This is a genomic window from Streptomyces sp. NPDC050264, assembly GCF_040655895.1.
Taxonomy (GTDB): Bacteria; Actinomycetota; Actinomycetes; order Streptomycetales; family Streptomycetaceae; genus Streptomyces.
Map to the genome: position 1 here is coordinate 85,073 of NZ_JBFAKV010000030.1, position 27,000 is coordinate 112,072.

Consider the following 27,000-nt stretch of genomic DNA (forward strand, 5'->3'; position numbering starts at 1 on the left):
ACGGCGGGTGGGTCACCGGCTGTGCGTGAGCCGAGGCGACAGATACCGGCCGGTGGCGCTGCGCTTGGCCCGGGCGATCTTCGCGGGCGGCCCGGTGGCGATCACGCGGCCGCCCGCGTCGCCGCCACCGGGGCCGAGGTCGATGACCCAGTCGGCGGTGGCGACGGTGTCCAGATCGTGTTCGACCAGGACGACCGTGTTGCCCGCGTCGACGAGCCGGTGCAACTGCTTCAGCAGGAGCGCGATGTCGGCGGGGTGCAGCCCCGCCGTCGGCTCGTCGAGCAGATAGAGCGCGTGACCGCGCCGGGCCCGCTGCAGCTCGGTGGCGAGTTTGATGCGCTGGGCCTCGCCGCCGCTGAGCTCGGTGGCCGGCTGGCCGAGCCGCAGGTACCCCAGGCCCACCTCCTGGAGGGTGTCGAGGCTCCGGGCCGCGCTCGGGACGTCGGCGAGGAACTGGGCGGCGGTGTCGACGGACATCGCCAGCACGTCCGCGATGTTCTTTCCCCGGTAGGTCACTTCACGTGTCTCGGCGTTGTACCGCGTGCCCTGGCAGGTCGGGCACGGCGCGTAGGTGCCGGGCAGGAAGAGCAGTTCGACCGCGACGAACCCCTCCCCCCGGCAGGTCTCGCAGCGCCCCTCGGCGACGTTGAAGGAGAACCGCCCGGCCGTGTATCCGCGGGCCGTCGCCTCGTCCGTTCCCGCGTACAGCTTGCGTACCGCGTCGAACATCCCCGTGTACGTGGCCAGGTTGGACCGGGGGGTGCGACCGATGGGCCGCTGGTCGACCCGGACCAGGCGGTCGAAGGTCTCCAGGCCCGAGACCTCCCCCACTTCGATTCCGGCCACCGTCTCGTCGGGCTCGTCGGGCGCCGGTCCGAGGTGGTCGCGTACGACGTCGGCCAGCACCTGGGTGACCAGCGTCGACTTCCCGGATCCCGATACTCCGGTGACGGCCGTCAGCACGCGCAGCGGGACGGCCACGGACACGTCGTGGAGGTTGTGCCGGGAGACGCCGCCCAGGCGCAGCCAGCCCTGCGGCGTGCGGGGACGGTTCTCGAGCGGTTCCGCGCGGCCGAACAGGTACCGGCTCGTGGCCGACTCCGCCACCTGTTCCAGGCCGGGCACCGGACCGCTGTAGAGCACCCGGCCGCCGCCCTCGCCCGCGCCGGGACCGATGTCGACGACCCAGTCCGCCCGCCGTACGACGTCCAGGTCGTGCTCCACGACGAACAGCGAGTTGCCCGCCGCCTTCAGCCGGTCCAGCACGTCCAGCAGGGGCTCCGCGTCCGCCGGATGCAGTCCCGCGGAGGGCTCGTCGAGCACGTACACGACTCCGAAGAGCCCCGAACGCAGCTGGGTGGCGATCCGCAGTCGCTGTGCCTCGCCGGGCGACAGCGTCGTGGAGCGACGGCCGAGGCCGAGGTAGCCCAGACCGAGGTCGAGCAGCACGGACACGCGGGCGACGATGTCGGCGCAGATACGGACCGCCACCTCGGTCCTCTCCCCCGACCCGGCGTTCTCGGTGGCGGCTCCCGCGTCGGGCAGGTCCGCGACGGGCCGTAGGAGCTTCACCACGTCGGTGAGGGGCAGCGCGTTGATCTCGGCGATGGTGTGACCGGCGAACGTCACCGTGAGCGCCTCCGGTCCGAGGCCGCTGCCCTCGCACTCCGGGCAGGGCACGCTCCGGACGAACCGCAGGGCCCGCTCGCGCATGCGCTCGCTCTTGGAGTCGGCGAGGACGTGCATGACGTGCGCGCGGGCGCTCCAGAACTTGCCGTAGTAGCCGTAGTCGATGCGGTCCTCTTCCGGCTCGATGAGGACGGACGGCTGTTCATCGGTGTAGAGCAGCCAGTCCCGGTCCTTCTTCCTGAGCTTGCGCCACGGCTTGTCGATGTCGATGCCGAGGCCGCTGACGACGCTGCGCAGATTCGCCCCCTGCCAGGCGCCCGGCCAGGCCGCGATCGCCCCGTCGCGGATGCTCAGCGACGGGTCGGGGACGAGCAGGTCCTCGGCGACGTCGTGCACGACGCCGAGCCCGTGGCAGTGCGGGCAGGCGCCGGCCGCGGTGTTGGGCGAGAACGCCTCGGCCTCCAGGCGTTCGGTGTCCGGCGGGTAGTCGCCGGCCCGCGAGTAGAGCATGCGCAGGAGGTTGGAGAGTGTGGTGAGGGTGCCGACCGTGGACCGCGACGTCGGGGTTCCGCGGCGCTGCTGCAGCGCCACGGCGGGCGGCAGCCCGGTGATCTCCTGGACCTGCGGCGCGCCGACCTGCTGCAGCAGACGGCGCGCGTACGGCGCGACGGACTCGAAGTACCGGCGCTGGGCCTCGGCGTAGAGCGTGCCGAAGGCGAGCGAGGACTTGCCCGAACCGGAGACTCCGGTGAACGCGACCATCGCGTCCCGGGGCACGTCGACGTCGACGTTCCGCAGGTTGTGCTCGTTCGCGCCCCGTACCCGCACGAACCGGTCGGAAGGGTTGTTCTCCACCACTCCTGACTACCTGATCCGGCGGAGATCCGCGCCCCGGCTCCGATCCGACGTGTCCTGGTCGGCGCGGCCGCCCTGACCCAAAGGGCCCGACTGCTGGAGGGGCTGGCCCGCCGCCAGGCGCTCGAAGTGGGCGCGGGCGACGCGGCTGATCACGGGCGGCAGCAGACCCCGTCCCGTCTGGACGAGGCGCAGCCAGGCGGGTAGGTAGACGGAGGTTCGGCGGTGTTCGACGGCGTGCGCGAGCTTGTCGACGACAGGTCCCACCGGGGAGATACGGCGGGCCGGGGGCGGCAGCATGGAGCGCACGTCCCGGAGCGCGGGATCGCTGTCCGCGTCGTGGAGCATCTCGGTGTCGACCCAGTTGAGATAGGCGACGCCCACCGCGACGCCCAGGTGCGCCGTTTCGGTGCGCAGGGCGTGGGCGAAGGCCTCCGCCCCGGCCTTGGAGACGCAGTACGCGCTCATCATGGGTACGGCCCCGACGGCGGCCAGCGAAGCGATCTGCAGGTAGTAGCCGCGGGTGTGCACCAGGTCCGGCAGGAAGGTCTGCCCGGTCAGCGCGCTCCCGATGAGGTTCACGTCGATGACGCGGCGCCACGACCGCTGGTCCATCGTGTGGAGCGATCCCGCTTCCGCGATTCCCGCATTGGCGACCACCACGGACGGCCGCCCCAGCCGGGTCCGCACGGTGTCCGCCGCGGCCCGCAGCGCCTCGGCGTCGGTGACGTCCGTTTCGAGCGCGAGTGCCTGCGTGGGCAGGCCGGCCGCCACGTTTTCGAGGGCCGCCTTCTCGTGGCCGAGCAGCGCGATCCGGGCCCCGCGGTGGGCGAGTTCCCGGGCGAGGCCTGCGCCCAGGCCTCGTGCGGCCCCGGTCACCACGACCGTGCGGCCTGCCAACGGGCTGTCCTGCATGCGTGTCCGCCCTTTCCCGGTCACTGCTGAGACGTGCGGCCCGTACGGTCACGGCCTGCCAACACGCGCTGCACCGCGGCCAGCGGGGCCGGTGCCCGGCGGCGCAGCGCGGCGCGCGCCGCGTTGGCACCCGGCGCCCCATGGACCCCGCCGCCGGGGTGGGCCCCCGCGGACGCGAGATACAGGCCGGTGACCGCGGTCTCCGCGCGGCCGGTGCCCGGCGCGGGCCGGAAGACGAGCTGCTGATGCATGGCCGCGGTGCCGCCGTTGATCGCGCCCCCGTGCAGATTGCGATCGAGGGCTTCCAAGGTGGGCGGGGCCAGAACGCGGCGAGCGCGGATCGTCGAACGGAAGCCGGGAGCGAACCGCTCCACCTGCCGCTCCATCCGGTCGGCCATGAGTTCCTGCTCCGAGCGGTCCCAGGTTCCGGAGAGCTTCTCGTCTCCCGCGTCACCCCGGATGTGCTGCGGCACGTGGGTGTAGGCCCACGCGGACTCGGTCCCGCTGGGTGAGCGGGAGGCGTCCGAGGTGGTCATCTGGCCGAAGAGCAGGAAGGGACGGTCGGGCACCTGGCCCATGGCGATCTGTGCGGCGAACCGGGTGAGTTCGTCGACGCCGTCGGCCAGGTGGACGGTGCCCGCGCCGGCTGCTTCCTCGGCCTGCCAGGGCACCCGCCCGTCGAGCGCCCAGTCCACCTTGAAGGTGCTGAAGTCCCATTGGAAGCGGCGCAGGTCGTCCATGAGCTGGGACGGCAGGTGCTCGGGAGCGACGAGTTCGCCGTACAGCGCGGGCACCGACACGTCCGCGAGCACGGCACGCGACGCGCTCACGGTCTCGCCGTCCGCCGTACGTACCGCGACCGCCCGTCCGCCCCGCACGACGATCTCCTCCGCCTTGCGGCCGCACTGCACCGTCGCGCCGCGTGCCTCCAGCCGGGCGACCAGTGCGCGCACGAGTTCACCGGCGCCGCCGACCGGCACGGGGAAGCCGTAGGTCTGCCCCAGCATCGCCATGAGCCAGCCGAACCCGCCACTGCCCGCCGCCTCGGGCGCGAGGTCGGCGTGGAGCGCGTTGCCCGCGAGCAGGATCCGGCCGCCCTCGCCGGTGAACTCCTCCTCGCCCAGCCGGCGTGCCGGGAGCACCAGTGAGCGGGCCAGGCGCAGACCGCCGGCCGACCGGAGCCGGTAGGCGAGCCGCGCGCCCGAACGGATGGGCGGGAAGGGGGTGAACAGCGCTCCCAGGATGTCGGGGCGGACGTCTTCCCATACGTCGTGCAGCCGCCGCCAGGCCGCACCGTCCCCGGGCGCGAAGCGCTCCAGTGAAGCGGCTGTGACGTCGATCCTGCGGTCCAGGACCGCGCAGCGGCCGTCGGTGAGGGGGTGCGCCAGCACGCTGGGCGCATGGCTCCACCGCAAGCCGTGCTCATGCAGCCGAAGCTGTTCCAGTACCGGGGACGCAGCAGCCAACGGGTAGAACGAGCTGAAGAGATCGTTGACGAAGTCCGGGTCCACGCCGCGGTCGTGGCGCACCGCGCCGCCGGCCTCCGGCTGCTCTTCGAGCACCGTCACGCTCCAGCCGGCATCCGCCAGCAGGTTCGCCGCGACGAGCCCGTTGGGCCCCGCCCCGATCACCACAGCGTCAGGCATGAGCCGCTCCGCCCGCGCCGTGGCGGGCACCACTCCCGGCGGTCGCCGGGTCGTCGGCGTTCTTGGAGTGTGCCTGTTCGGCTTCGCAGACCCGGGCCAGGCGGGCGAGCATCGCGCGGTGCCGCAGCTGGATCACGGCCTCCACCCCGAAGTTGTGCAGGGTGCCGGCCGCGCCGTGCAGCGGGTGTTCGTCGACTGTCACCAGACAGTGCTCGCCCCACGGCCGTAGCTGCAAGGAGATCCGCGCGGTGCCCAGAAACCCCGCTTTCGCCTCCAGCTCCAGCAGGGTGCCGGGTTCACAGTGGCGGACGACCGTCTCGTTGGTGAGCCGTACGGGGCCGAGCGACACCTCGTACTCGATGGCCGCCCCGACACTCGGCCACCGGCCGCTCACGGGCTGGGACGACGACGTCCCCACCACCCAGTCCGCGTACCGGCTGCCGTCCGCGAGGACGGTCCACACCGCCGCGGGACTTGCCTTGACCATTCGATGACGCCGCGCCATTGCTGCCTCCCGCGTTCGCGTGGGGGTTCGGTCCTGCCGGTGCTCCCGCCGGGTGCCCCGATCCGCGCTCCTCAACATTGGCCCTACGAGGGGCGCCCCCTGGCCACGTCCAGTAAGGCATGACCTGCGCCGGGCCGCACATTCCGCCGGGGGCTTCGGCTACGGCTTCGGCGGGCTCAGTCCGGCCAGACGCCGGTGAGCCGTTGTGTGGTGCGCGCGCCGCCTCGTTCGACGGCCGCCCGGACCACGGCGAAGATGGCCCCCTGCAGCGCGGCGGCGACCAGGATCTCGCGCCAGTGGCGTTGCTCGTCCGTGGCATCGGGTGCGTCGTCCTCATGCCCGAGCCGCTTCCAGACCTGCTGGAACACGGCGCCCGCCACCGCACCCGACGCCATGCCGAGCCCGATGCCGAGCGGCTTGTAGGCGATCTTCACGAAATTCATCGGTGCCTCCCGGATGCCCTTGTTGCCCTCTTGTTCGCACCTGCGGCCGAGCGCCACAGGCGGTCCGTCGGCCGTGTCGTCCAGCCGCCCCCACCGCGTGCCCAGTCCGCTGCACGGCGAACCTGCCGGGGCCACTCGCCAGCTGTACGGCGCAGCGGCCGACGGCGCGACTCGGCCGAGGCCGTCGTCGGACTCCGTACAGCGTCTGAAGTACGGTGGCCGTGGTCGTTCGCTCGGCGGAGCCGCACTGCGCTGCCGGCCGGCTCGCCCCGCCTCCCCGACCGCCGAGTCCTACGGCCGGACAGCCGCAGGTGCCCGGGCGCACGGCCCGACGAGGGGGCACACCCTCGCACCACACCGATTTCCGAGAGCCCATGACTCCGTCCGAGACCTGTCCCGCCTCCCCGCTGTCCGATCCCGCGTCCGACGCCGCCGATCCGGTCGAGGTCGACGCGGCGCTCCTGTCCGCTCTCGACCGGCTGCCGCCCCGGGTGCGTCCCGTGGCGGCGTATCACATGGGCTTCGACCCGGACGGCGGACAACACCAGCACACCCGGCCCCGTGGGAAGGCGCTACGGGCCCGTCTGGCCCTGGCCGCCGCCCGCTGCGGTCCCGAGCCCCGGCGCGCGATCACGGCGGCCGTGACCGTCGAGCTGCTGCACGGTTTCTCGCTGCTGCACGACGACATCATGGACGGCGACAGAACCCGCCGCGGCCGGCCGGCGGCCTGGGTCGCCTACGGCACACCGGCCGCGCTCCTGGCCGGTGACGCCCTGCTGACACTCGCGCTGCGCGTGCTCACGGACACCGAGGACATCAGAGCCGTCGACGCGTGCGTACGCGTGATGGACGACCTGGTGCGAGGCCAGAGCGACGACCTCGCCTTCGAGAACGAGCGCCAGGTCAGCGTGGCGGAGTACGTGTCCATGGCGGCGGGCAAGACGGGCGCGCTGACCGCGGCGGCCTGCGAGTTGGCCGCGCTGCTCGCAGGCGCACCGGCGGCGGTCGTCGAGGCGTTGGAGCGTTTCGGACGTCATGCGGGCATCGCCTTCCAGATCGCCGACGACATCCTCGGCATCTGGGGCGACCCGCGCCGCACCGGCAAGCCCGTCGGCAGTGACCTCGCCGCGCGGAAGAAGACACTGCCGGTGGTGGCCGCCCTGCACGCTCCCGGGCGGGGCGCCGGTCGGCTCCGTGACCTGCTCGACACGGACTCGGCGCTCGACGCGGCGCAGACACGCGAGGCCACCGTCCTGGTCGAGGCCCTCGGAGGGCACGCCGCCGCGCACACACTCGCCCAGCACCACCTCGGCCGCGCCCTCGACGCCCTGTACGGCTGCGACCTTCCGCCCGAGGCCTCCGACGGCCTGCGCGCTCTCGCCCGCCGGATGGCGACCAGGTCCCGCTGATCACGCCCGCACCGGGCGCGATCAGCGGGAGGGACTCAGCTCACCGCGTAGGTCAGCTGGTAAGTGGCGTCGTCCCGCGTGAAGTGCAGGACTCCGCTGCCCCGCTTGACCGCGTGAGCACCGAGGAAGTCGTCGTCATCGGCCCCGTAGTCGGCCTCGTAGAGCTTGACGACGGCCTTCCCCTCGAACGATATGTACTGGTCCACGGAGTGCTTCTCACCCTTGTCCATCGAGGTGAACTCCACCGTGGCGCCGTTGACCTTGAGGAGGACGTCGTCGTGGAAGGTCCAGTCCTCCTGCTCCACGCACTTGAGCGTCTTCAAGTGGAGTGTGGGCATGCCGCCCCTCCTGTCGTTCTAGGGATCACATGGTCGACCGCACGGTCGTGTGCGCCCCGGCAGGTAATCACCGGCGAAGGCCCGGTCACCCGGCCGGACGCGGGGGCGGTGCGCAATCTTCACGGAACAGGACAGGGGTGCCCACGCGAAGGGTGCTTCCCCTTCTCACGCGTGGGTCACCCCGTTGTCTGTCGTACGCCCGTCAGTGCGCGGGCTTCTGGCGGTAGTGGTCGTCGATCTGCGCGCGATAACCGGCGTCGGTGACGCGCATGTCTCTGTCGAAGCGCGGGGCCGCCTTGATCCGGCCCTGCGCGTGGGCCACGTGCACGGTCCGGTTCGCTTCGTCGACGCGCGCGACGGCCCACCGCGGCAGCAGCACCTTCTTGCTGAGCAGTGGTCCGCCCGTGTCGACGACGAGATGGTCCGGGCCGACCTCCGCCGAGTAGCGGTCGACCTTGCCGATCGTGCCGTCGCTCGCCTCGACCGCGTAGCCGACGAGGTCCGGAGGCGCGAGGTACTCACTCGTGGTGCCGGAGACCTGGACGCTGTCGTTCATGGGTCTGTCCTCTCCGCCGCGAGCGCTGTCCGCGGACTGTGTCGGATGTTCTCCGGAGTCGTCTCCGTCTGTCTGACACCCCACCTGTCCTCCGCGCCTCGGCCGAAACGTCCCGCGAAGGTGACAACCTCATGTATCTGCCCGCTAGTTGGGGGCGCGGCCCTGCCGGTTCACGGGCCGAGCAGCAGGATGCGCCGGAAGTCGTCCAACGCGTCACGCATGACGTGGTGACTGCAGTCCAGCACGTGCGTGCGCCATCGCGGATCCACGGAGAGACGCTTGTGGAGTTCGGTGAACGGGGTCCCCCGCCCACCCGGACAAGTACACGTAGTCGCGCGTCTCGATCCGGTCCAGGCCGCCGGCGCCGAGCGTCAGCCGCTGGAGGAACGACGCGAGGGGGTGTGCGGTGGCCCGGGGGTCCAGGCCGGACGGCGGCTGGACCGAGAAGCCGTCCGCCGCGGCACCTTCGAGGAAGAGCTCCCGGAACGCCTCGGTGGTCAACTCCCAACAGGACTGCCCGTGTTCCGGAACGTAGGCATCGCTGTAGACCAGGCGTCGCACCACACCGGCAGCCGCGCGGTCGGCGACGCCGGTGATCACCATGCCCGCGTAGCTGTGACCGACGAGAACGGCATCGGTGACCCGCTCGGACTCCAGCACGGCGAGCACGTCGTCGATGAGCGTGACGGGCAGAGCCCGGTGTCCGGCCTGCCCGAGCCGGTCGGCGAGGCCGGAGTAGTACCAGCCGCCGTGCCACCCGCCCGGAACGAGAACGAACGTCGCCATGCACGCCTCTCCTGCCACGTGAAGGGCTGACATTGTCACGACTTGAGACCCTTCAACCTCTGGAATATTCCGGCGAGTTGAGGTGCGGGTTGAGTGGGAGGGCCGACCTCTCACACCCACACCCGCACTCGTCAGGAGCGCACATGAGTCAGCCGCTCAGCCCGTCGGTGGTCCGCGCGCTCGCCGCGGCCTCCGTCGCCCCCGAGGACATCCTGGAGTGGAGTGCCGCCGCCCGGCGCCGCCGGGTCCTCGATGACCTACGAGCACGATCTGCTGAGCGCGGACAGGGTCGACGGAGTGCCCGTGCCGCGCGACCGAGCGCCCCGGAATCCCCTGGCACCAGGTCGATCAGGAGCTGAGGGCACGCGAACGTGGCTCGCTGCGCGAGGAGTTGGTCGGTCACGCGGCACGGCTGCACACACTGACCGGCCCTGCCTACGGGTACCCCGCCCGCCCCTTCGCAAATTACTCGCCTCGGCCGCGGACGTCCTGGACGACGCCACCCGGCCCGCCGGGCAACCGCACGCTCAGCGGCATCATCGACGGCGAGCGCATGTTCTACGGCGATCCGGTCGCCGGGTTCGTCTCCCTCGCCCTGTTCGGTGACGTAGAAATAGAAGAGGACGAGGACTTCCTGACCGGCTACGCCACAGGCGGCGGCCTGGCCCTCTGGAACGACTCCATGACCTGTGCTACCAGCCGTACCGCGCCTACCTGTACCTGATCATGCTCGTCGAGACGGTGCCCCGCCGGTACGACCCCGCACACCGGAGCTGGACCCGGACGCACGCCGGCAAGGAACTGACCGCGGCCCTCGACGCGATCACCGCCGCCACGGCGCTCTGAGTGAGGGCATGGCCAATGGCATAATCACCAGGTCCTTCACGGTCTCGCCAACGCACGCTGGAGTCAGGCATGACGGCACAGTTCTCCGGAAGCCGAATCGACACGAGCAAGCCCCATCCGGCGCGCGTCTACGACTGGCTGCTGGGCGGCAAGGACAACTATCTGGTCGACCAGGAAGTGGCGGAGAAGCTGCCGCTCGAGGCGCGCCACAACGCCATGCGCAACCGCGCGTTCATGCACCGCGCGGCAGCCTGGCTGGCCGGTAAGGGCATGGACCAGTTCCTCGACATCGGCACGGGGATACCGACCGAGCCGAACCTGCACCAGATCGTGCAGGGCATCGTGCCCTCGGCACGGATCGCGTACGCCGACAACGACCCCATCGTGCTGCGGCACGCGGAGGCGCTCCTGGTCAGCAGCGCGGAGGGGGCCACCGACTACGTGGAGGCCGACGTCCGCCGGCCGGAGATGATCCTCGACCACGCGCGGTCGTTCCTGGACTTCACCCGGCCCATCGCGCTGTCGATGATCGCGCTGATGCACTTCGTCACCGACGACGAGGACCCGTACGGCCTGACGCGGACCCTTCTCGACGCGCTGCCCTCGGGCAGCTACTTCATGTTCTCCCACGGCACCACGGATGAGCACCCGCACCTCGTGCAGTCGGTGACCACCACCTACCGCAAGGGCGAGATCCCCTTGCGTATGCGCACGCGGGCGGAGATCGAGCCGTTCTTCGAGGGCCTTGAGCTGGTGGATCCAGGGCTGGTCACGGCGACCAAGTGGTACAAGGACTCCCCCGCTCCCGAGCAGGAGACGAGCGGCTTCTACGTCGGCGTGGCGCGCGTGCCGTAGCCCGGGCGGCGTGTGCCGCCCGGGCTACGGACCGAGGCGGTGGGGGGTTACACCGTGCCGAGAGCCGTGCGCAGGGTGGCGACGGCCTGGTTGATGGCGGCTTCGGCCGCGTGGGTCTCGCGCAGCGGGTTGAGCATCACGAAGTCATGGATGACGGCCTGGTAGCGCACGGCCGTGACCGCAACGCCGGCCTCCCGGAGCTTGCTCGCGTAGGCCTCGCCCTCGTCCCGCAGCACGTCGGCCTCGCCGGTGATGACAAGGGCCGGGGGCAGACCCTGCAGCTGCTCGGTGGTGGCGCGCAGCGGTGAGGCGGTGATCTCGGCCCGCTGCTTCTCGTCGGTGGTGTACTGGTCCCAGAACCACTGCATGGCGTCGCGGCGGAGGAAGTACCCCTCGGCGAACTGGTGGTACGACGGGGTGTCGAAGGACGCGTCGGTGACGGGGTAGAAGAGCACCTGCTGGACCAGCGGCACGTCGCCGCGCTCCTTGGCCATCAGGGTCAGCGCGGCGGTCATGTTTCCGCCGACGGAGTCGCCGGCCACCGCGATGCGCGTGGCGTCCAGGCCGTTGTCGGCCCCCTCACGGACGACCCACTGGGCGACGGCGTAGTTCTGCTCGATCGCGACCGGGTAGCGGGCCTCGGGAGACAGGTCGTACTCGGGGAAGACGACGGCCGCCCGTGCGCCGACGGCGAGTTCGCGCACGAGCCGGTCGTGCGTGTGGGCGTTGCCGAAGACCCAGCCCGCGCCGTGGATGTAGACGATGACCGGCAGCGTCCCCTCCGCGTCGGCGGGCCGGACGATGCGGGCCCGGACCGAGCCGGTGGGCCCGCCCTCGATGGTGATCCACTCCTCGGCGATCTCCGGCTTGCCGATCTCACCGGACTGCACCTCGTCGACAGCCTTGCGGCCCTCGACCGGACCGAGATCGAAGAGGTAGGGCGGGTTCGCGGTGGCCTCGGCGAAGGCGGCGGCAGCCGGTTCCAGCACCGGGGGCGTGACGGACTCGGACATGAGGTGCTCCTCAGGGGTCGTGTCGGCGGCCGGATGACCGTCCGAAGGGGACGCCATGAAAGGTACCTCCCGACTGAGTCGTGCACAACTTAATCGCACCGTATACGATCGTGGACATAAGGAACTGGTAAAGTGGACGGTGCCGAGATTCGACGTTAGGACCGCGCTCGTGGACCACGCCGCAGAACAGGGCTCACTCCTCCTCCGGGATCAGCTGTGCTTCGCTCTGTACGCCGCCTCGCGGTCGGTGACCGCGCGCTACCGGCCCCTGCTGGAAGAGCTGGGGCTGACCTATCCGCAGTACCTGGTCATGCTGGTGCTCTGGGATCAGCACTCGGCCTCTGTCAGCGAGTTGGGGACCGCGCTCCAGCTGGAGTCCAGCACCCTCTCCCCGCTGCTGAAACGGCTGGAGGCCGGCGGCCTGATACTTCGGCAGCGACGCGCGGACGACGAGCGCTCGGTGACCGTCAGCCTCACCGAGGCCGGCGTGGATCTCCAGGAGAAGGCCCGCGCCGTCCCGCTGGCCATCGGCGACGCCATGGGCCTGACCCCCGAGCAGGACGCCACGGCCAAACAACTGCTCCGGCTGCTCACCGCCAACGTCAACCGCACCTGACCCGGCACCTCCCCGGCCGACGGCGCGTCCCGGCCCGGCCCGACGCTTTCGAAGCCAACCGCCCTGCGTGACAAGGGTGTACGCCGATATGATGTGTACGGTCACACATGGCCGCCGGTGAGGCCTTTGAGCGTTCCAGCCCGACGGGGGTGTGCCGTGAAGTCACCGCCCGATCCTTGGCAGGCACTCACCGGCACCGACGGCGACACCGTCGGCTGGCAGTTCCGGCAGCCCGGCCTGGCGTCGAGAGCGGTGCCGTTCGGGCTGGTCGCCCTGGTGGCCACGCTCAGCGTCCTGGTACCGGACGTCGGCATGGAGTCCTGGTCCGCCTACCTGGCGAGCGTCGCACTTCTGCTCGCGTGCGCCGGAGCCTTCCTTCTGCCGTGGCGGCGGATGCCCGCATGGTCCCCGGTTCTGGTCCCGCTGCTCTACACCGGTTCTGTCCTGGAGCTGATCCTGGCGTCGGGTGTGGCTACCGGCGTGGGCCTCGTGTTGCTGGTGCCGCTGATCTGGTCGGTGCTCTTCCATCGCCGCTGGGAGTCGGTGTGCGTGGTGGTCGCGCTGGTGTCCGTCCAGGCCGCGTCCTCCCTCGCCCAGGCGGCCCCCGCCTCCGTGATCGGCAGACGCGTCGTGCTCTGGAGCGCCCTCGGCATGCTGATCGCGGTGGCCACCCATGGACTGCGGGACCGTATCAGAGGCTCGCAGGTGGCCAACGCGGCCTTGCAGGCGGAGGTTCGCGAGCTCTCCCTGACCCGGGAGCGGGACCGGATCGCCGACGATCTCCGTGAGAGCGTGATGCGCAGGATCTTCGAGGCAGGGCTGAACCTGCACGGCACGGCCGCGATGATCGGCGACGGGCCCGCACATCGGAGGCTGATGCGCGGTGTGGCCGAACTCGACGGTGTGATCCGGGCCTTGCGGGAGAGCGTGTTCGACCTGAGCGACGACGCGGGCGCCCCGATCGACGCCACCGACAGACCCGAACCCGACGAGCACCGACCCGGCGAGCACGGACGCTGACGGGGGCACGGACGTTCATGGGGCACAGGCCGTCACGCTGCCGTGTGCCGTGCCACGAAGGCGCGTGTCCGCTCGGGCGTCGCGACGATCCGCCACTGCCGGTCCGGGTACCCGAAGTTGTCGGTGAAGGTGTCGGCCGCACTCTTGTGGAGGCTCAACGCTCCCAGGAGGTCGCGAATGTGCTCGGGTGGCGGCCGCAGCATGAGCGACGACCACCGGGCCGCTCCCAGGACCACGTCCGCGCGGCGCCGGGCGACACGGCGGCAGAACATCTCGTCGAACGCCAGGTCCTCGACGACGGCGTCTGCCACGATCTGCGCCGAGTACGAGGCGATGTTGGCGCCCTGCCCGACGATCGGGTCGACGACGGTGTGCGCGTCGCCGACGGCGAGCGCGTAGCGGCCGCCCGGCAGCGCGACGTAGTCCTGCCGGACCGTCGGCACGATCGCTCCCTGTACGACGTCGAGCGGGCCGGTGAGCCGGAACGCTGCCGGGTCGACGCGTTCGTGGACGGTCGGATGGTGCACGGCGAGTTCGCCGAGCACGGTGCGCAGGAAGCGGCCCGCGTCGTCCCGGGGGTCCGTCCCGGCCACGGCGTCCGCGCCACCGTCCGGAACGCACTCGAAGACCAGCGCGGTGACATCGCCGGCGGCGGTGAGTATCGGGATCTCGATCACCTCGCCGCGGCCGGGTGCCAGGGACAGCGTCACGCCCTTCGGGTCGCTCGGCGTCACTCCCTCGTAGAGGCCCGCGCAGAGCAGGCGTGCGGGCGTGCGGTGGGTGGCGGGCCCCGCGACGGCCGGGAAGAGGCCGGACAACGGCCCCCGGCCGGACGCCACCACGAGCAGATCGTGGCGCCCGGAGAGCAACTCCAGTTCGCTGGGCGCCAGTTGCGCCACTCTCAGCTGGCCGCCGCGCTCCTGGAAGTCCTCGGCCAGGGCCGGCAGGTACAGCCGGTGGTCGACGGCCCGGGACGGCGCGGTGAAGTCGCCGCGGAACCGCAGAGGGGCGGGTCCGCCCACGTAGTGGTGGTGGCTGCCGTAGCCGTGCGCGTCGGCGGGCCACCGCTGCACGCCGAGACCCTCCTCCCTGCGCAGAGTGGGCGCGTGGTGGGCGACGGTCGCCGGCAGACGCGCGGAGGCGGCGGCCTTCGGTTCGCGGTCGGTGTAGAGGGTGACGGGTATGTGGTGGGCGCGCAGCATGAGTCCCAGATGCAGGCCCGCCACCCCCGCTCCGACGATCCCGACGTCCGGCATACGGAACACTCCTCACGGGCGGCCACGTACTTCTGCCGGTCTGCCCTACCCGCGAGGCGCGGCGTCCAGTCCGCGCGTCAGCGCTTGAGTTGCCCGTCCAGCCACTCCAGGACCTCGGGGGTCACGGCATCCGTGATGTCGGCGTACTCCTCGTGCTTCTTCAGGAACTTCGCCACGTACGGGCAGACCGGCACGATCCGCAGGCCCGCGCGTCGCACGTCGTCCAGGGCTTCCCGTACGAGGACGGAGGCCAGGCCCTGCCCGGCGTAGGCGTCGTCGATCTCGGTGTGGAAGAAGACCCGGCGGTCGTCGCGGTCGCGGTACGCGGTGAATCCGGCGGTGCTGCCGTCGACCTGGATCGCGTAACGATGGCGGGCGTCGAGGCGTTCTACGGTGGGTGGGGTGGCGGGCTGGGTCATGGTGGGCCTTTCAGTGCCGTTCGGTGGCCGTCGGTGCCGGGTCGTGTTCTCGGGCGGGGTGATCGTGGCGGGCCTCGACGACGTCCTGATGGCTGCGGCCGGTCAAGTCCCACCACACAGAGAGTACTTCGCCGCTTTGCGCAGGTCAGAGGCGTCCCTGTGCTCGGTCGGTCAGCAAAGCGGCAGCATCTTCAACCGCCACCGCCCGAACAGGTGTCGACACTCAGTCGACACCTGCTCCCGCCGTCCAGTTCGCGTGCAGCCAGGAACCATTCCGGAATCGGGCAACGCCCTCTTTCGACGAACGCCGCGCCGTGCACGAACTCCCGGATGCCGTTTCGGCAAGTCGCCCGGCGGCGTCCGCTCCGACCTTTTCGCGGCGGGATTTCCAACATGACGCGCGAGGCGGATACTTTCCTGCTCGAAAGCGGGTGGCCAGGAAATGGGCCGACGCAATGGGCCATTCCCGTGGCGCGATCGACGAGCGGACCGGCGATTTAGCAGTAGGGCGCAGGGATGTCACGGCCGGTCCCTGCTCGCCGTCCAGGTCGCGGTGTATTCCGCCAGCATCGACTCAAGGTGCCCCACCATGAATCGGTAGTAGGAGTGCATGTCGCGCAGCCGTCCACGCTGTTCCTCCGACATGTCGGCGCCGCGCTCCCGCGCATGCGCCGCGAGTTCGCGCAGTTCGGTGGTCGCGGTCACGATGTGACGCAGGCAGCCGACCCAGGCGTCGTCGCGCCACCGGTAGACGAAGTGCCGCGCTCCTGCCTCCTTGTAGCGCTCCACGGTGCCGTTGGCGATGAGCAGCCGGGTCGTCTCCGAAGCCGATCCCTTGCTGGCGTCCAGGGCTTCCTGAAGCTCGGTGAGGGTCAGCGGCCTGTCGCTCATCATCAGCAGTCCCGCGGCGCGGCCGGCCATGCGCGGCCAGCCCATGGCTCTGCCGACGTGGGTGCCGAACTCCTCGACAAGCGTGTCGGGCGAGTCTGCCGCGCCGTGCTCGGCCGCCTGGGACACGGAACCCCCGGAAGTCAGTAGAAGATGAACGTTCAGTCTTGACTGAACTCTCTATGGGGTCGATATTACTAGCTCTCCGGCCCGATACCTAGGCCACGTCGGATCGCCCTACGCGGGAGAAGAAGCATGACGAACACGAGCTGGGACGTCATTGTGGTGGGGGCGGGGTCCGCGGGGGCCGCGCTCGCGGTGCGCTCCGCGGAGAAGGGCAAGCGCGTACTCCTCGTGGAGGCCGGCCCCGACTACCGTTCGGCGCAGATGCACGAGGCGTGGCGCTCGCCCAATCCGGCGGTCGCGCTGATGGACCCCGCCGCGGCCGAGGGACTGCTGTGGACGGGCCTGAATTCCTCGCGCACCGACTCGCAGACGCAGGCGCCGTACTGGCGCGGCAGGGGTGTCGGCGGCAGCTCGTCCATCAACGGGCAGATCGCGATCCGGCCGCCCATGGCGGACTTCGAGGCCTGGAGCGGGATCGGGTGTACGGGCTGGTCTCCGGCTGACGTCCTGCCGTACTTCGCGAAACTGGAGGACGACGAGCAGTTCGGGGACGAGCCGTATCACGGCCGCGGTGGGCCGACACCGATCCACCGGACGCCGCAGGACGAGTGGGGTGGCGTCGACACCGCCCTGTCCCGCTCCGCCCTCGCGGCCGGGTACGGCTGGGCCGAAGATGTCAACGCCCCCTCTGCGCAAGGGGTTTCGCCCTACCCGATCAACTCGCGGAACGGCCGCCGGGTGTCGGTCAACGACGCATACCTGGAACAGGCCCGGGAGTTGAGCACGCTGGCGGTCCGGGGTGATGCCCTGGTGGAGAAGGTGCTGTTCGCCGGGAACCGGGCGGTGGGGGTCCGGCTGCTCGTCGACGGGCAGGTGGTGACCGAGCACGCCGGCACGGTCGTGCTCAGCGCCGGCGTCATCCACTCCCCCGCCCTCCTCATGCGCTCGGGCATCGGACCCGCGTCGCACCTGCGCGCGCTCGGCATCGACGTACGCCACGACCTGCCGGTGGGCCACGGCATGCAGGACCACCCGATGGCGCTGGTGTCGATCCCGCTGCGGGAGTCGGCGGCAGTCAAGACGCCGCACGATCGGCACACCAATGTCTGTGTCCAGTGGACCAGCGGCGACGACGCCCCCGCCAACGACCTCATGTTCGTCTCGCTCAACCAGAACGTGCTGGCGATGGCCGCCGCCACGACGACCACCGCTTCCGGGGCGTTCGGAGTCTGGCTGAACCAGAACCACTCCCGGGGCGTACTGACGCTGGCGTCCACCGACCCCTTCGACCAGCCGCTGGTGCGGCAGCGGATGCTGTCCGACGAGCGGGACCTCCGTCGGATGCGCCACGGCATGCGGGCGCTCGTCGACCTGGCACGCCGGCCCGAGACGGCAGCGATCACGGAAGGATCGCTGGAGGAGGAGAACGCGGCGCTGTTCTCCGTCCTGGACAGTGACAGCGGCCTGGACGACTACCTGCTGACAACGGTCATGGACGCGCAACACGGCACCAGCACCTGCCGCATGGGCCAGGCCGACGACCCCGGCACCGTCGTGGACAGCGAGTGCCGCGTCCTCGGCGTCGAGGGCCTGCACGTGGTCGACGCCTCGGTCTTCCCGTCCGTGCCCCGGGCCAACACCAATCTGGCCACGATCATGGCGGGCGAACTCATGGCCGACCGCATCGCCTGACACGACGCCGCCTGCCCGACCGCGGCCGGCGCGCCATGACCCTGCCGCGCCGCCGGGCCCCAGCACGCAGCTTCCGCATCCGGCGCGTGCTTCCGCCACATGAAGGAGATTCCCGATGAAGACCTTGCAGAACCTGACCGGCGGCGTCTGGGGAGACTCCTTCGAGGACACGCCGCTCGACGTCGTCAACCCGGCGACCGAGGAGGTCATCGCCCGCCTGCCCGGCGGCTGTCGGGCCGACGTGGACCGGGCCGTGGCAGCGGCGGTGCAGGCGCAGCCCGCGTGGGCGGCGCTGCCCGTGGCCGAACGCGTCGCGCACATCTCGGCGTGGGCGGACGCCGTCGCCGAGCACGCGGACGAACTGGCCGGCCTGGAGTGCCGGGAGATGGGCAAGCCGGTCGGCATCGGCCGTACGTTCATCGACGGTGCGGTCGCCGGCCTCAAGGCGTCCGCCGCCCAGGCACTGTCGTACGACTTCGAGGAGACCATCAGCCATCCCGACGGCAGCGCCACGAAGATCCTGCGCCATCCGCTGGGCGCCACCGCGGTGATCACGCCGTGGAACTTCCCCGTCGCGATGGTGCTCGGCGCGCTCGGTCCGCTGCTGGCCGCCGGCAACACCGTCGTCGTGAAACCCTCCGAGCGATCACCGTTGTCGACGGTGCGGCTCTTCGAACTGCTCGACCTCCCGCCCGGCGTGGTCAACCTCGTCCTCGGCGACGCGCGTGCCGGAGCGCCGCTGGCCGAGCACGCGGACATTCAGCTCGTGCACTTCACCGGGTCCGTCGGGGCGGGCCGGAAGGTCGGTGCGGGAACGGGCAAGCTGCTGCACCGCGCCGTCCTCGAACTCGGCGGCAAGGACCCCGTCATCGTCGACGCCGGAGTCGACCCCGTCGCGACAGCGACCGCGGTGGCGTTCGGCGCGTTCATCAACACCGGTCAGATCTGCACGTCCATGGAACGCGTGTACGTGCACCAGGACATCGCCGAGGAGTTCATCGAGGCGCTGGCGGAGGCGGCGGGGACGTACACCGTCGGCGACGGACACGGCGAGGGCGTCATGATGGGGCCCCTGGTCGACGAGCGGCAACGCGACACGGTCCGCCGGCATGTCGCCGATGCCGTCGAGCGCGGTGCGACGGTCCGCGCGGGAGGATCCGAACCGGACGGCAAGGGCTTCTTCTACCCGGCCACCGTGTTGACCGGCGTCGACGAGTCGATGCTGGTGATGACCGAGGAGACGTTCGGACCGCTCGCCCCCGTAGTGATCGTCTCCTCCTTCGAGGAAGGACTCGAGCGCGCCGCCCGCTCCCGCTTCGGCCTGGCGGCGACCGTCTACACCCGCGACCCCGACCACGTGGCCGCAGCCACCCGGCTCCCCGCGGGCGTCGTCTGGATCAACCAGTGGCAGGGCGGTGGCCCCGAACGCCTCTACGAACCGGCAGGCGACAGCGGCATGGGCGCCACCGGTGCGCGCGCGGCCTACGACGCCGCCACCCGCCCGGCCTCCGTCCACATCGCCGCCGGGACCGCGTCGGGAGAGCCGCGCCGATGAATGCCGAGACCGTCGCCACGACCGCCACCAAGACCGTTGTCCAGAAGCGGATCCGGGCCGCGGAGCGCGACCTGGTGAACCTGTCCCACCGCATCCACGCCCATCCGGAACTGGCCTTCGAAGAGGTCCGCGCCAGCGCCTGGGTCGCCGAGAGCCTGAGCGCGGCCGGGTTCGACGTCGAGCACGGCTGCTACGGCCTGCCCACCGCGGTCCGCGCCACCGTGGGCTCCGGGCCGCTGCACATCGCCATCTGCGCGGAGTACGACGCGCTGCCGGAGATCGGCCACGCCTGCGGGCACAACATCATCGCCGCCGCCGCGGTGGGCGCCGGACTCGGCCTCGCCGGACTCGCCGACGACCTCGGACTGACGGTCACCGTGCTCGGAACACCTGCCGAGGAAGGCGGCGGCGGCAAGATCCTGATGCTCGAAGGCGGCGCCTTCGACGGAATGGACGCCGCGATGATGGTGCACCCCGCGGCTGCCGAGATGGATGCCATGCCCGGCACCGCGGTCTCCCAGTTCGACATCCACTACCGCGGCACGCCCGCGCACGCGGGCGCCTACCCCGAACGCGGAGTCAACGCCGCCGACGCCATGACCGTCGCCCAAGTGGCCATCGGGCTGCTGCGCCAGCAGACCGCGGGCACGGACCGCATCCAAGGCATCGTCACCGAAGCCGGCAGCGCGGCGAACGTCATCCCGGAGTCCAGCCGAGGCCGATGGATAGTCCGCTCGGACACCCTGGAAGCGCTCGTACCCCTCAAAGCCCGTGTGGCGCGCTGCTTCGAAGCCGGAGCGCTGGCCACCGGGTGCGAACTGACCGCGAGCCCCGTCGGCCCCGACTACGCAGACCTGCGCCCCGACCCCACGATGCTGGCTCTGTACCGGGCGAACGCCGAAGCCCTCGGCCGCACCTTCGTCGACCTGCCGGCCGGCGCCGCCGTCGGAGCCGCAACCGACATGGGCAACGTCTCCCATGTCGTGCCCACCATCCACCCCATGCTCGGCCTCGACTGCGCGCCCGCGGTCAACCACCAGCGCGAGTTCACCGCCGCGTGCGTCACACCGGCCGCGGACCGCGCCGTCCTCGACGGCGCCCTCGCGATGGCCTGGACCGCCGCCGACCTCGCCGCACCGTAGACCTGCATGGCGGTGGCCGAGCTGTCAGCCGACTGCCGTCACTCCGTCCTCGCCTACCAGGCCAGGGCACCGGATACGACCAACTCGCGGTCCGCTACGGGGCTACCGGCCTCGTAGCCGCCATCAACGAGTGGCGGTGGCGTACTGCTCCGACGACAACTCGAACACCCGTACTCGCCGGCCGCCGGTGGGACCGACGGTCTCACGGACCGGACGCATACCCAGTTTGGTCATGATCCGTTCCGAGGCGTCGTTGCCCACTTGAGTGATGCTGACGATCCGCTCCAGCTCTCGCTCCTCAAAGCCGAACCGCACAGCGGCCTCAGCTGCCTCGGTGGCCAAGCCCTGTCCCCAGTGGGAACGTCCAAGGCGCCAGCCGACCTCAACCGCCGGCAGCACCTCCGGCAAGAAGTTGGGCACCGAAAGGCCGGTGAACCCGGCCAGTTCGCCAGTGGACCGGATCTCCACGGCGAACAGGCCGAAGCCCTGTGACTCCCACTCGCTCTCCCATGCCTGGATCCCGACGCGAGTCTGCTGTTCGTCCCGGACGCTGCCGTCACGGATCCACCGCATGACCTCGGGGTCGGCATGGACGGCGGCCATGGGCGCGACGTCTTCCTCGCGCCAGCGGCGCAGGATCAAACGGGGAGTCTCAAGCGTGATCATCGAATCATTCTGGTTCAGAAGAGCGGCTCTCCGCCATCCTCGCCGGCACTTTCGATACACGCCCTACGGGGTGGCCACCGGCCCCGCGGACAGGTCGATGGTGAACGCCACCCGGTCGAGTCCGGGGCCGTCGTAGTCCGGCTTCACGGCGGAGGCCGTGAAGCCGAGCCGGGTGTGAAATGCCTGCGACGCAGTGTTCTCCGGGCTGGTGATGCAGTGCACGTAACGGCGCCCGCGCGACCGAGCGAGCGTGAAGAAGGCCCGGTACAGGGCACGCCCGACACCCTGCCCGTGCAGCGCCGGGTCGACGCCGACGAAGTGCACATAGGCGGTTTCGGCCTCCGTCTGCGACAGGAAGCCGACCAGAAAGGCGGCAACTTCTCCGCTGCCGCGTTCGACCAGGAAACTGGTGGCGGTGAAGTGCTGGAAGTACAGCCGGGGCAGGAGCAGCGCCCGTTCCGTCGCCCCCGCCTCCCCCTTCAAGCCACCCCACCACGCGTCGAGTACGCCGAGCACGCGGAGATGGTCTTCTTCGGCAAGGTGCCGGGCCCTCAGGCCAGCGGGAAGATTGTCGATCATCTGTGCAGTCTGCCAGCCGCGCGAGGCGCATCGTCAGGTGTCGGCGCCGAGTTCCTGGGCGAAGTCCCGATCGCAGCCGACGAGTTGACCGCGGCGGAGCCCAGGAGGCGGGCACACCGCCCCCGCACCGGTTCGCTGCCCGCCCACGACCCGGGTCAGGGAGCACCGGCCGCCTCCGCGGGTTTCGCCCGCAGTGCGACCGACGTAGGGAAGACAAGGGTGGCGAACGTCAGCGCCACCGCGGTCCCCAGAATCGTCAGGTAGATCCACGCAGGGCCGCTGGGCAGCACCGACCCGTCCAGGGCCAGCCCGTGGCCGCGCAATGGCCTTGGCCGACCGGCCACCATGCGCTCTCCCCACGCGCGTCCAACTCTCCGTCCTGTGCGGTGAGTTCGGCGAGGGAGAGGTTCATGTTCACCCTCTTGACTGCGCTGGTTCAGACCTTTACGTTCGCCGCACATGGAGTTCATAAGTGAACTCAACGTTCATATGTATGAACTCCGCATCGTCGCGTCAGTACCTGGAGGACCCCCCACATGACCAGAACCAGAGTCCTGTCCGCCGCCACAGTCGCCGCAGCAGTCGGCGCCCTCGCCGTGCTGGGCGGACCCAGCGCCAGCGCCGCCGACCCCGGAAAGGCTCCCGGCGGCAACTTCGACCTGTCGGTCTGGCAGTTGCAGGAGCCCGTCGGCTCGCCAGGGTCGCCGACCACCATCTCCTCGTCGCGGCTCCAGGGCGCCAACGGCTTCCAGGACTCGTACTTCTACACCGACACCCGTGACGGAGCGATGACCTTCTGGGCGCCCGAGAAGGGCGTCACCACCCCCAACTCGAACTACGCCCGGTCCGAACTGCGGGAGATGAACCGCAGCGGCAGCGCCGCCGACTGGTCGCTCAGCGGCAGCCACCAGCTGAACGCGACCCTGCGCGTCGTCTCCGTGACATCCAACGTGTGCGTCGGCCAGATCCACCTCGGCACCGGCGGAAGCTCCACCAAGCCCCTGGTCGAGCTGTACTACCGGGCGAGCGGCGACATCGTGGTGGGCACGGAGAACTCGCCGTCGGGCGGCCAGACGACACACACGGTGGGACACGTCTCGGTCGGCAAAACCTGGAGCTACACCATCGCGGTCTCCGGCGGCGACACCCTCGACATCACCGTCAACGGAAGCACCACGCACTACGCGATACCTTCGTCGTTCTTCCCGTACAAGCAGTACTTCAAGGCCGGGTCGTACAACCAGTCCTCGTCCGACAGCACGACCAAGGGCGCACGGGTCGCCTTCTACGGGCTCAACGTCGCCCACAGCTGAGGGTCCCCGCACCGCTCCGGGACCGGTGCGGGTCCCGGAGCGGTGCACACGGTGGAGGGCCGACCTTCATCCGGCGTTCTCGATGAGCAGCCACCCGCGCTGCAGCCGGGACTCCTTCGCGGTGAGGATCCGCGTCACGAACGAGCGGGAACTCGACGCGTACCGGGTGCTCAGGGAGCGACAGCCGCACCCGCTCGTTCCTGCACTCAGGCGTGGGCTTCCGCAAGGCGAGTACACCTGACGCGCCATCAGGCAAGTCAGCGTTGGGTCAGCATTTCTTCGCCTCCACCTGCCTCCACCTGCCTCCACCACAACATCCCCATCACCGACGTCGCCGAATGGATGGGCCGCAAGAGCATCGACATCACCTACAAGATCTACCGACGCCTCATGCCCGGCTCCATCAGCACCGCAGCGAAGGTCTTGGACATGGGGCTGAGCGCATAGCTGGGCCGGTTCCTTGAAGCCTGACTCCGTTCAGGCAAGCCCGGTGGGCGGCGACGCAGGTTTGCACGGCTCGGCCGATGCCCTGCCACAGGTGGAACCGATCGGCGACCTACATCGCAGCGGGCGCACCGGGCCGCGCGGTTACGCAGTCACCCCGAGCCCAACAACCCCCGCACCACGCTGATCCGCCCCACCCCGGCCGGGTACGGCAACCCCCGCGCCAGAGCCTCGACCGCCTCCAGAGCCCGAGTCCCCGCGGCCCCGCTCAGGGCCACCGCACGCACCACCCCGGCATCCACTTCCGCCAACCGCTCCCCGGTGCTCCGGGCCCGCTCCACCTCCCCGGCGGCGACCGACCGCGCCAACTCCCGCTCTCCGCTCAGCAGATGCCCCCACGCCGTGAGCACCGGCGCTTCGCCCTCGCGCAGCAGACCGGAGACCAGCTCGGGCCGCTCCTGGCGCAGCGCCAGTTCGGCGCGGGCGGTGCGCACCTCGAAGCGGGCCTGCTGGTCCATGCCCGCCGACCGCTCGGCCCGGGCGAGCAGAGGTGCCGCCTCCTCGGCGCGGCCGTCCCGCATCAGTACCCGTGCCAACGCGGCCAGCGCGTACGGAAGTGACCAGGCGTCGTCCGCGTCGACCCCGGCCACGGCCGCCTCGGCGGATCCCCGGGCTGTTTCGAACTCCTCGAGCAGCAGCCACAGTTCGGCCAGATTGGCCCGTTCGAACGCGGCCGCCGTCGGATCGCCCGACTCCTCGGCGAGGCCGAGCGCCCGCTCCCCGGTGTCGACGGCCTCCCGCAGTCGCCCCTCCCGCCGCGCGTTCTCCCGTAGCACCGAGAGCACGGAGCCGAGCAGCGCCGAGTCCCCGTACGCCTCGGCAGGCGCGAGCGCTCGGTCCGCGGCCTCCCGGGCCTCCCGGAACCGGCCGACCAGGGCCAGATTGGTGGCCTGCCCGGCGTGACACCGGGCGAGCAGCCCCTGCCCGACGACGCCGGGCACGCGCAGCGCGGCGTCCAGGGCCTGCCGTGTCGCCGCGTAACCGTCCATGTACCGCCCCTGCACACCGAGAGCGACGCCCAGGGCGAGGTGGTGCGAGGCGGTGGGCTCGGGCCCGGTCCCCTCGGTCGGCGGATGGGCGCGGAGCACGTCGAGTCCCGCCGCCGGGTTCTCCGCCTTGACGAGGGTCTCGGCGAGCCGGGCCGCCGCGAGCACGGTGTCGTCGTGGTCTCCGCGCCGCACGAACTCGGCGAGCGCGAGCCGCAGGACGTCGGCGGCCGCGCCGAACTGACCCATGCGGCGCAGGACTTGGGCGTGCGCGAGCCGGGCCCGCGCGGCATCGACATCGAGCCGGGCCACCAGATCGCGGTAGTAGCGGTCCGCGGTGTCGTTGGCGTAGACGGCGGCTGCCCGTTCGGCCGCCTGGCGCAGGTACTCGGCGGCACGCGGGTCGTCGGCGCGGGCGAAGTGCGAGGCGAGGGCGTCGACGGCGTCGGGGCGGCGGCGCAGCACGGTCTGCGCGAACGCGGCGTGCAGTTGCCGGCGGCGCACCACGGTCAGCTGCTCGTAGCAGGTGAGCCGGACGAGCGGGTGGCGGAAGGCGAGGCCCGCCTCGGCCCGCCCGGCCACGACGACCAGCCGTTCCTCGACGAGCGCCGCACCGATGGCGTCCTCCAGGGCGTCGGCGGCGGCCGCCGCGTCGAGCGGGGGCCGCAGTCCGTGCGCGGCGATGTCGAGGAGTTCGGGGAGCGCGGTCTCGCCGCCCGCGACGGCCAACGCCTCCACGACGCGCCGGGTGTTCCGGCCGAGCCGCCCCAGCCGCACCCCCACCAACTGTCGTACACCGTCGGGTGCTTCGTCATCGACCGGCCCACGGGCGAGTTCGAGCGCGAACAGCGGGTTGCCGAGGGAAAGTTCCCAGACCCGGTCGAGCCGGTCGGCCGGGGCGCCACCATCGCGGGCCACGGCAAGGCAGGCGTCCCGGTCGAGCCGTACCACGTCCTCGCGTACGGTCAGCCGCGCCCTCCGCAGCGCGGCCAGCGCCGAGCGGCGCGGATCGCCGTCCGGCATCTCTTCGTCCCGGTACGTCACCAGGAACCGCAGCGGCGGGCCGCCGCCCGCGACCCGCCGCGCCAGGTGACTCAACAGCTGGAACGAGCCCTCGTCGGCGGCGTGCAGATCGTCGAGGACGACGAGGACGGGCCGGGCCGCCGCGAGCTCGCCGAGCAGCCCGGACGCGGCCCGGAACAGCCGGTCCCGCTCCTCTTCCGGCGAGCGCTCGCCCTCGACCCGGGCGCGCCCCAAGGACGGCAGAAACGCGGCCAGTTCGGGATACTCGGCGCCCACTCGGGCCCGCTCCCCCGCGTCCCACTCGGCGAGCCAACCGTCGAGGGCCTCTGCGAACGCCCCGTAAGGGGTGTGCCCTTCGGCGTCGTGCCCGCCGCCCCACAGCACGGCGGTCCCGGCCGCGGCCGCCCGTCGCGCCGCCTCCCCGGCCAGGCTGGTCTTGCCGACACCGGCCTCGCCGGTGAGCAGGGTGACGGGCGGCCCATCGGCGGTGAGCAGCCGCCGGAGAACGTTGTCACGGCCGCGCAGCGGGCCCTCTACCGGCGCGCGCAGCGGGGCGGGCAACGACGGCGGAGTCAGGGTGGGCGCCGGGGAGTCGGTCAGCGCGAGCCGGTGCAGCCGCTCGGTCTCCGGGCCCGGCCGCACGCCCAGCTCGGCGTCGAGGGCCTCCCGGCACACGTGGTACTGGCGGACCGCGAGCCGCCGCAGCCCCTGGCGCAGATACGACTCCATGAGGATCCGGTGGGCGGCCTCCTCGGCGGGGCCGGCGACCAGGATCCGCTCGGCCGCGCCGACAGCTTCGGCGAAGGACCCCTGCGCCATGTGCGCGGCGGCGAGCGCGAGCTGCACCTCCTCGCGCAGGGCGACGAGGAGGTCGCGCCGGGCCTGTAGCCAGCTTGCGTAGCGGTCCTCGGGCAGCAGATCGCGGGTGAACAGGTCCAGGGCGGCGGCGAGTTCGCCACGGTCCCCGGAGGCGAGCGCGGCCCGCGCCGCCGCCTCGGCCTCGTCGGCGTCGATCCGTACCGTGGCCGGATCCAGACGCAGCAACGCGCCGTCGGATATCAGGTACGAGGAACTGGCCCGCGGCGCGAGTTCGGGTTCGAGGGCGCGGCGCGCGGCGTGCAGGGCGACCCGCAGACTGCCGGTCGCGGACTGCTGGTCGGCGTCGGGCCAGCAGATGTCCATGGCCTGCTCACGGTGGAGCTGATGGTCGGGCACGACCGCAAGCAGTTTGACCAGGGTCTGGGCGCTGGGGCGGGTCCAGCGTTCGGCGGGTGCGGGGCCGTTGTCACGCGTTGCCGCGAAGCCGCCGAACAGGTGCAGACGGAGCAGAGGAGTGGCCGAAATTGTGCTGTCTGTCTGCTGCGCGTCCATGAGGGCGCAACTCTAGCCGAGCATGCTGAGAACCCCCTGGGCAAGGCC

At 71.3% G+C, this 27,000-nt stretch carries 25 protein-coding genes; 9 read left to right on the forward strand and 16 right to left on the reverse strand.

All coding sequences use genetic code 11. The features are described 5' to 3' along the window. Positions 1–12 precede the first annotated feature (12 nt). The 5 genes from uvrA to AB0J02_RS37540 all read right to left on the reverse strand — a co-directional run bounded on the left by uvrA (position 13) and on the right by AB0J02_RS37540 (position 5,993). A complete protein-coding gene (gene uvrA / locus AB0J02_RS37520; protein ID WP_363198350.1) occupies positions 13–2,484 on the reverse strand; it encodes an excinuclease ABC subunit UvrA in 2,472 nt (823 codons plus the stop codon). 9 nt (positions 2,485–2,493) lie between these two features. Then, positions 2,494–3,399, reverse strand: a complete 906-nt coding sequence (locus tag AB0J02_RS37525) for an SDR family oxidoreductase (protein WP_363198351.1) — start codon at positions 3,397–3,399, stop codon at positions 2,494–2,496. A 20-nt stretch (positions 3,400–3,419) separates the two neighbouring features. Then, complete coding sequence (locus tag AB0J02_RS37530; protein WP_363198352.1) at positions 3,420–5,045, reverse strand: NAD(P)/FAD-dependent oxidoreductase; 1,626 nt, start codon at positions 5,043–5,045, stop codon at positions 3,420–3,422. Continuing rightward, a complete protein-coding gene (locus tag AB0J02_RS37535; RefSeq protein ID WP_363198353.1) occupies positions 5,038–5,550 on the reverse strand; it encodes an SRPBCC family protein in 513 nt (170 codons plus the stop codon). The genes AB0J02_RS37530 and AB0J02_RS37535 overlap by 8 nt, the downstream gene beginning before the upstream one ends. Positions 5,551–5,726: 176 nt before the next feature. Further along, positions 5,727–5,993 (reverse strand): DUF4235 domain-containing protein, encoded by a 267-nt coding sequence (locus AB0J02_RS37540; protein ID WP_363198354.1) that lies wholly within the window; start codon positions 5,991–5,993, stop codon positions 5,727–5,729. A 374-nt stretch (positions 5,994–6,367) separates the two neighbouring features. Here AB0J02_RS37540 and AB0J02_RS37545 point away from each other — a divergent pair, with 374 nt between their 5' ends. Next, the gene (locus tag AB0J02_RS37545) at positions 6,368–7,402 is read left to right on the forward strand and encodes a polyprenyl synthetase family protein (RefSeq protein ID WP_363198355.1); all 1,035 of its coding nucleotides are present in this window, start codon (positions 6,368–6,370) and stop codon (positions 7,400–7,402) included. A 35-nt stretch (positions 7,403–7,437) separates the two neighbouring features. On the opposite strand, the gene AB0J02_RS37550 is transcribed toward AB0J02_RS37545, so the two are convergent. From AB0J02_RS37550 to AB0J02_RS37560, 3 genes are all read right to left on the reverse strand, one after another. After that, on the reverse strand, positions 7,438–7,740 hold the full coding sequence (locus tag AB0J02_RS37550; protein ID WP_363198356.1) for a hypothetical protein: 303 nt from the start codon (positions 7,738–7,740) through the stop codon (positions 7,438–7,440). A 202-nt stretch (positions 7,741–7,942) separates the two neighbouring features. After that, positions 7,943–8,296, reverse strand: a complete 354-nt coding sequence (locus AB0J02_RS37555; protein WP_363198357.1) for a PRC-barrel domain containing protein — start codon at positions 8,294–8,296, stop codon at positions 7,943–7,945. Positions 8,297–8,509: 213 nt separating this feature from the next. Continuing rightward, positions 8,510–9,082, reverse strand: coding sequence for an alpha/beta hydrolase (locus AB0J02_RS37560; RefSeq protein ID WP_363198358.1), 573 nt, complete (start codon positions 9,080–9,082; stop codon positions 8,510–8,512). Between the two features lie 553 nt (positions 9,083–9,635). Between AB0J02_RS37560 and AB0J02_RS37565 the strand changes: the two genes are divergently transcribed. Next, complete coding sequence (locus AB0J02_RS37565; protein WP_363198359.1) at positions 9,636–9,806, forward strand: hypothetical protein; 171 nt, start codon at positions 9,636–9,638, stop codon at positions 9,804–9,806. Between the two features lie 191 nt (positions 9,807–9,997). Next, positions 9,998–10,783: an SAM-dependent methyltransferase gene (locus AB0J02_RS37570; RefSeq protein WP_363198360.1), complete on the forward strand. Its 786-nt coding sequence runs from the start codon at positions 9,998–10,000 to the stop codon at positions 10,781–10,783. 47 nt (positions 10,784–10,830) lie between these two features. Here AB0J02_RS37570 and AB0J02_RS37575 read toward each other — a convergent pair whose 3' ends face one another. Further along, positions 10,831–11,796 (reverse strand): alpha/beta hydrolase, encoded by a 966-nt coding sequence (locus AB0J02_RS37575; RefSeq protein WP_363198361.1) that lies wholly within the window; start codon positions 11,794–11,796, stop codon positions 10,831–10,833. A gap of 169 nt (positions 11,797–11,965) precedes the next feature. Between AB0J02_RS37575 and AB0J02_RS37580 the strand changes: the two genes are divergently transcribed. Together AB0J02_RS37580 and AB0J02_RS37585 are read left to right on the forward strand one after the other, a co-directional pair. Continuing rightward, positions 11,966–12,412: a MarR family transcriptional regulator gene (locus AB0J02_RS37580; RefSeq protein WP_363198362.1), complete on the forward strand. Its 447-nt coding sequence runs from the start codon at positions 11,966–11,968 to the stop codon at positions 12,410–12,412. 156 nt (positions 12,413–12,568) lie between these two features. Continuing rightward, positions 12,569–13,432 carry a hypothetical protein gene (locus AB0J02_RS37585; RefSeq protein ID WP_363198363.1) on the forward strand — a complete coding sequence of 288 codons (864 nt, stop codon included), beginning with the start codon at positions 12,569–12,571 and terminating at the stop codon, positions 13,430–13,432. 32 nt (positions 13,433–13,464) lie between these two features. Here the strand turns inward: AB0J02_RS37585 and AB0J02_RS37590 are convergent, their stop codons facing one another. From AB0J02_RS37590 to AB0J02_RS37600, 3 genes are all read right to left on the reverse strand, one after another. Beyond that, a complete protein-coding gene (locus AB0J02_RS37590; RefSeq protein WP_363198364.1) occupies positions 13,465–14,688 on the reverse strand; it encodes a styrene monooxygenase/indole monooxygenase family protein in 1,224 nt (407 codons plus the stop codon). A gap of 77 nt (positions 14,689–14,765) precedes the next feature. Continuing rightward, on the reverse strand, positions 14,766–15,107 hold the full coding sequence (locus AB0J02_RS37595; protein WP_363198365.1) for a GNAT family N-acetyltransferase: 342 nt from the start codon (positions 15,105–15,107) through the stop codon (positions 14,766–14,768). Between the two features lie 519 nt (positions 15,108–15,626). Continuing rightward, on the reverse strand, positions 15,627–16,124 hold the full coding sequence (locus tag AB0J02_RS37600) for a hypothetical protein (protein ID WP_363198366.1): 498 nt from the start codon (positions 16,122–16,124) through the stop codon (positions 15,627–15,629). A gap of 126 nt (positions 16,125–16,250) precedes the next feature. On the opposite strand from AB0J02_RS37600, the gene AB0J02_RS37605 reads away from it, so the two are divergent. From AB0J02_RS37605 to AB0J02_RS37615, 3 genes are all read left to right on the forward strand, one after another. After that, a complete protein-coding gene (locus AB0J02_RS37605) occupies positions 16,251–17,813 on the forward strand; it encodes a GMC family oxidoreductase N-terminal domain-containing protein (RefSeq protein ID WP_363198367.1) in 1,563 nt (520 codons plus the stop codon). 115 nt (positions 17,814–17,928) lie between these two features. After that, on the forward strand, positions 17,929–19,368 hold the full coding sequence (locus AB0J02_RS37610) for an aldehyde dehydrogenase family protein (RefSeq protein WP_363198368.1): 1,440 nt from the start codon (positions 17,929–17,931) through the stop codon (positions 19,366–19,368). Next, positions 19,365–20,510 carry a M20 family metallopeptidase gene (locus tag AB0J02_RS37615; protein WP_363198369.1) on the forward strand — a complete coding sequence of 382 codons (1,146 nt, stop codon included), beginning with the start codon at positions 19,365–19,367 and terminating at the stop codon, positions 20,508–20,510. The genes AB0J02_RS37610 and AB0J02_RS37615 overlap by 4 nt, the downstream gene beginning before the upstream one ends. Before the next feature lie 123 nt (positions 20,511–20,633). Here AB0J02_RS37615 and AB0J02_RS37620 read toward each other — a convergent pair whose 3' ends face one another. From AB0J02_RS37620 to AB0J02_RS37630, 3 genes are all read right to left on the reverse strand, one after another. Beyond that, entirely contained in the window at positions 20,634–21,176 is a 543-nt protein-coding gene (locus tag AB0J02_RS37620) for a GNAT family N-acetyltransferase (protein ID WP_363198370.1), read from the reverse strand. Between the two features lie 63 nt (positions 21,177–21,239). Further along, on the reverse strand, positions 21,240–21,755 hold the full coding sequence (locus AB0J02_RS37625; RefSeq protein WP_363198371.1) for a GNAT family N-acetyltransferase: 516 nt from the start codon (positions 21,753–21,755) through the stop codon (positions 21,240–21,242). Between the two features lie 155 nt (positions 21,756–21,910). Then, the gene (locus AB0J02_RS37630; protein ID WP_363198372.1) at positions 21,911–22,102 is read right to left on the reverse strand and encodes a hypothetical protein; all 192 of its coding nucleotides are present in this window, start codon (positions 22,100–22,102) and stop codon (positions 21,911–21,913) included. Positions 22,103–22,291: 189 nt separating this feature from the next. Between AB0J02_RS37630 and AB0J02_RS37635 the strand changes: the two genes are divergently transcribed. Then, the gene (locus AB0J02_RS37635; protein WP_363198373.1) at positions 22,292–23,068 is read left to right on the forward strand and encodes a polysaccharide lyase family 7 protein; all 777 of its coding nucleotides are present in this window, start codon (positions 22,292–22,294) and stop codon (positions 23,066–23,068) included. A 596-nt stretch (positions 23,069–23,664) separates the two neighbouring features. Here AB0J02_RS37635 and AB0J02_RS37640 read toward each other — a convergent pair. Continuing rightward, positions 23,665–26,952 carry an AAA family ATPase gene (locus AB0J02_RS37640; protein ID WP_363198374.1) on the reverse strand — a complete coding sequence of 1,096 codons (3,288 nt, stop codon included), beginning with the start codon at positions 26,950–26,952 and terminating at the stop codon, positions 23,665–23,667. Positions 26,953–27,000 lie beyond the last annotated feature (48 nt).

Excerpts from the sequence above, each read along its gene's own strand:
- AB0J02_RS37535 (WP_363198353.1), bottom strand. The coding sequence starts at position 5,550 with ATGGCGCGGCGTCATCGAATGGTCAAGGCAAGTCCCGCGGCGGTGTGG.
- AB0J02_RS37570 (WP_363198360.1), top strand. The coding sequence starts at position 9,998 with ATGACGGCACAGTTCTCCGGAAGCCGAATCGACACGAGCAAGCCCCAT.
- AB0J02_RS37630 (WP_363198372.1), bottom strand. The coding sequence starts at position 22,102 with ATGGTGGCCGGTCGGCCAAGGCCATTGCGCGGCCACGGGCTGGCCCTG.
- AB0J02_RS37640 (WP_363198374.1), bottom strand. The coding sequence starts at position 26,952 with ATGGACGCGCAGCAGACAGACAGCACAATTTCGGCCACTCCTCTGCTC.
- AB0J02_RS37615 (WP_363198369.1), top strand. The coding sequence starts at position 19,365 with ATGAATGCCGAGACCGTCGCCACGACCGCCACCAAGACCGTTGTCCAG.
- AB0J02_RS37560 (WP_363198358.1), bottom strand. The coding sequence starts at position 9,082 with ATGGCGACGTTCGTTCTCGTTCCGGGCGGGTGGCACGGCGGCTGGTAC.
- AB0J02_RS37590 (WP_363198364.1), bottom strand. The coding sequence starts at position 14,688 with ATGCCGGACGTCGGGATCGTCGGAGCGGGGGTGGCGGGCCTGCATCTG.
- AB0J02_RS37550 (WP_363198356.1), bottom strand. The coding sequence starts at position 7,740 with ATGCCCACACTCCACTTGAAGACGCTCAAGTGCGTGGAGCAGGAGGAC.
- AB0J02_RS37605 (WP_363198367.1), top strand. The coding sequence starts at position 16,251 with ATGACGAACACGAGCTGGGACGTCATTGTGGTGGGGGCGGGGTCCGCG.
- AB0J02_RS37525 (WP_363198351.1), bottom strand. The coding sequence starts at position 3,399 with ATGCAGGACAGCCCGTTGGCAGGCCGCACGGTCGTGGTGACCGGGGCC.
- AB0J02_RS37540 (WP_363198354.1), bottom strand. The coding sequence starts at position 5,993 with ATGAATTTCGTGAAGATCGCCTACAAGCCGCTCGGCATCGGGCTCGGC.
- AB0J02_RS37545 (WP_363198355.1), top strand. The coding sequence starts at position 6,368 with ATGACTCCGTCCGAGACCTGTCCCGCCTCCCCGCTGTCCGATCCCGCG.
- AB0J02_RS37610 (WP_363198368.1), top strand. The coding sequence starts at position 17,929 with ATGAAGACCTTGCAGAACCTGACCGGCGGCGTCTGGGGAGACTCCTTC.
- AB0J02_RS37635 (WP_363198373.1), top strand. The coding sequence starts at position 22,292 with ATGACCAGAACCAGAGTCCTGTCCGCCGCCACAGTCGCCGCAGCAGTC.
- AB0J02_RS37565 (WP_363198359.1), top strand. The coding sequence starts at position 9,636 with ATGTTCTACGGCGATCCGGTCGCCGGGTTCGTCTCCCTCGCCCTGTTC.
- AB0J02_RS37575 (WP_363198361.1), bottom strand. The coding sequence starts at position 11,796 with ATGTCCGAGTCCGTCACGCCCCCGGTGCTGGAACCGGCTGCCGCCGCC.
- AB0J02_RS37625 (WP_363198371.1), bottom strand. The coding sequence starts at position 21,755 with ATGATCGACAATCTTCCCGCTGGCCTGAGGGCCCGGCACCTTGCCGAA.
- AB0J02_RS37620 (WP_363198370.1), bottom strand. The coding sequence starts at position 21,176 with ATGATCACGCTTGAGACTCCCCGTTTGATCCTGCGCCGCTGGCGCGAG.
- AB0J02_RS37530 (WP_363198352.1), bottom strand. The coding sequence starts at position 5,045 with ATGCCTGACGCTGTGGTGATCGGGGCGGGGCCCAACGGGCTCGTCGCG.
- AB0J02_RS37555 (WP_363198357.1), bottom strand. The coding sequence starts at position 8,296 with ATGAACGACAGCGTCCAGGTCTCCGGCACCACGAGTGAGTACCTCGCG.
- AB0J02_RS37595 (WP_363198365.1), bottom strand. The coding sequence starts at position 15,107 with ATGACCCAGCCCGCCACCCCACCCACCGTAGAACGCCTCGACGCCCGC.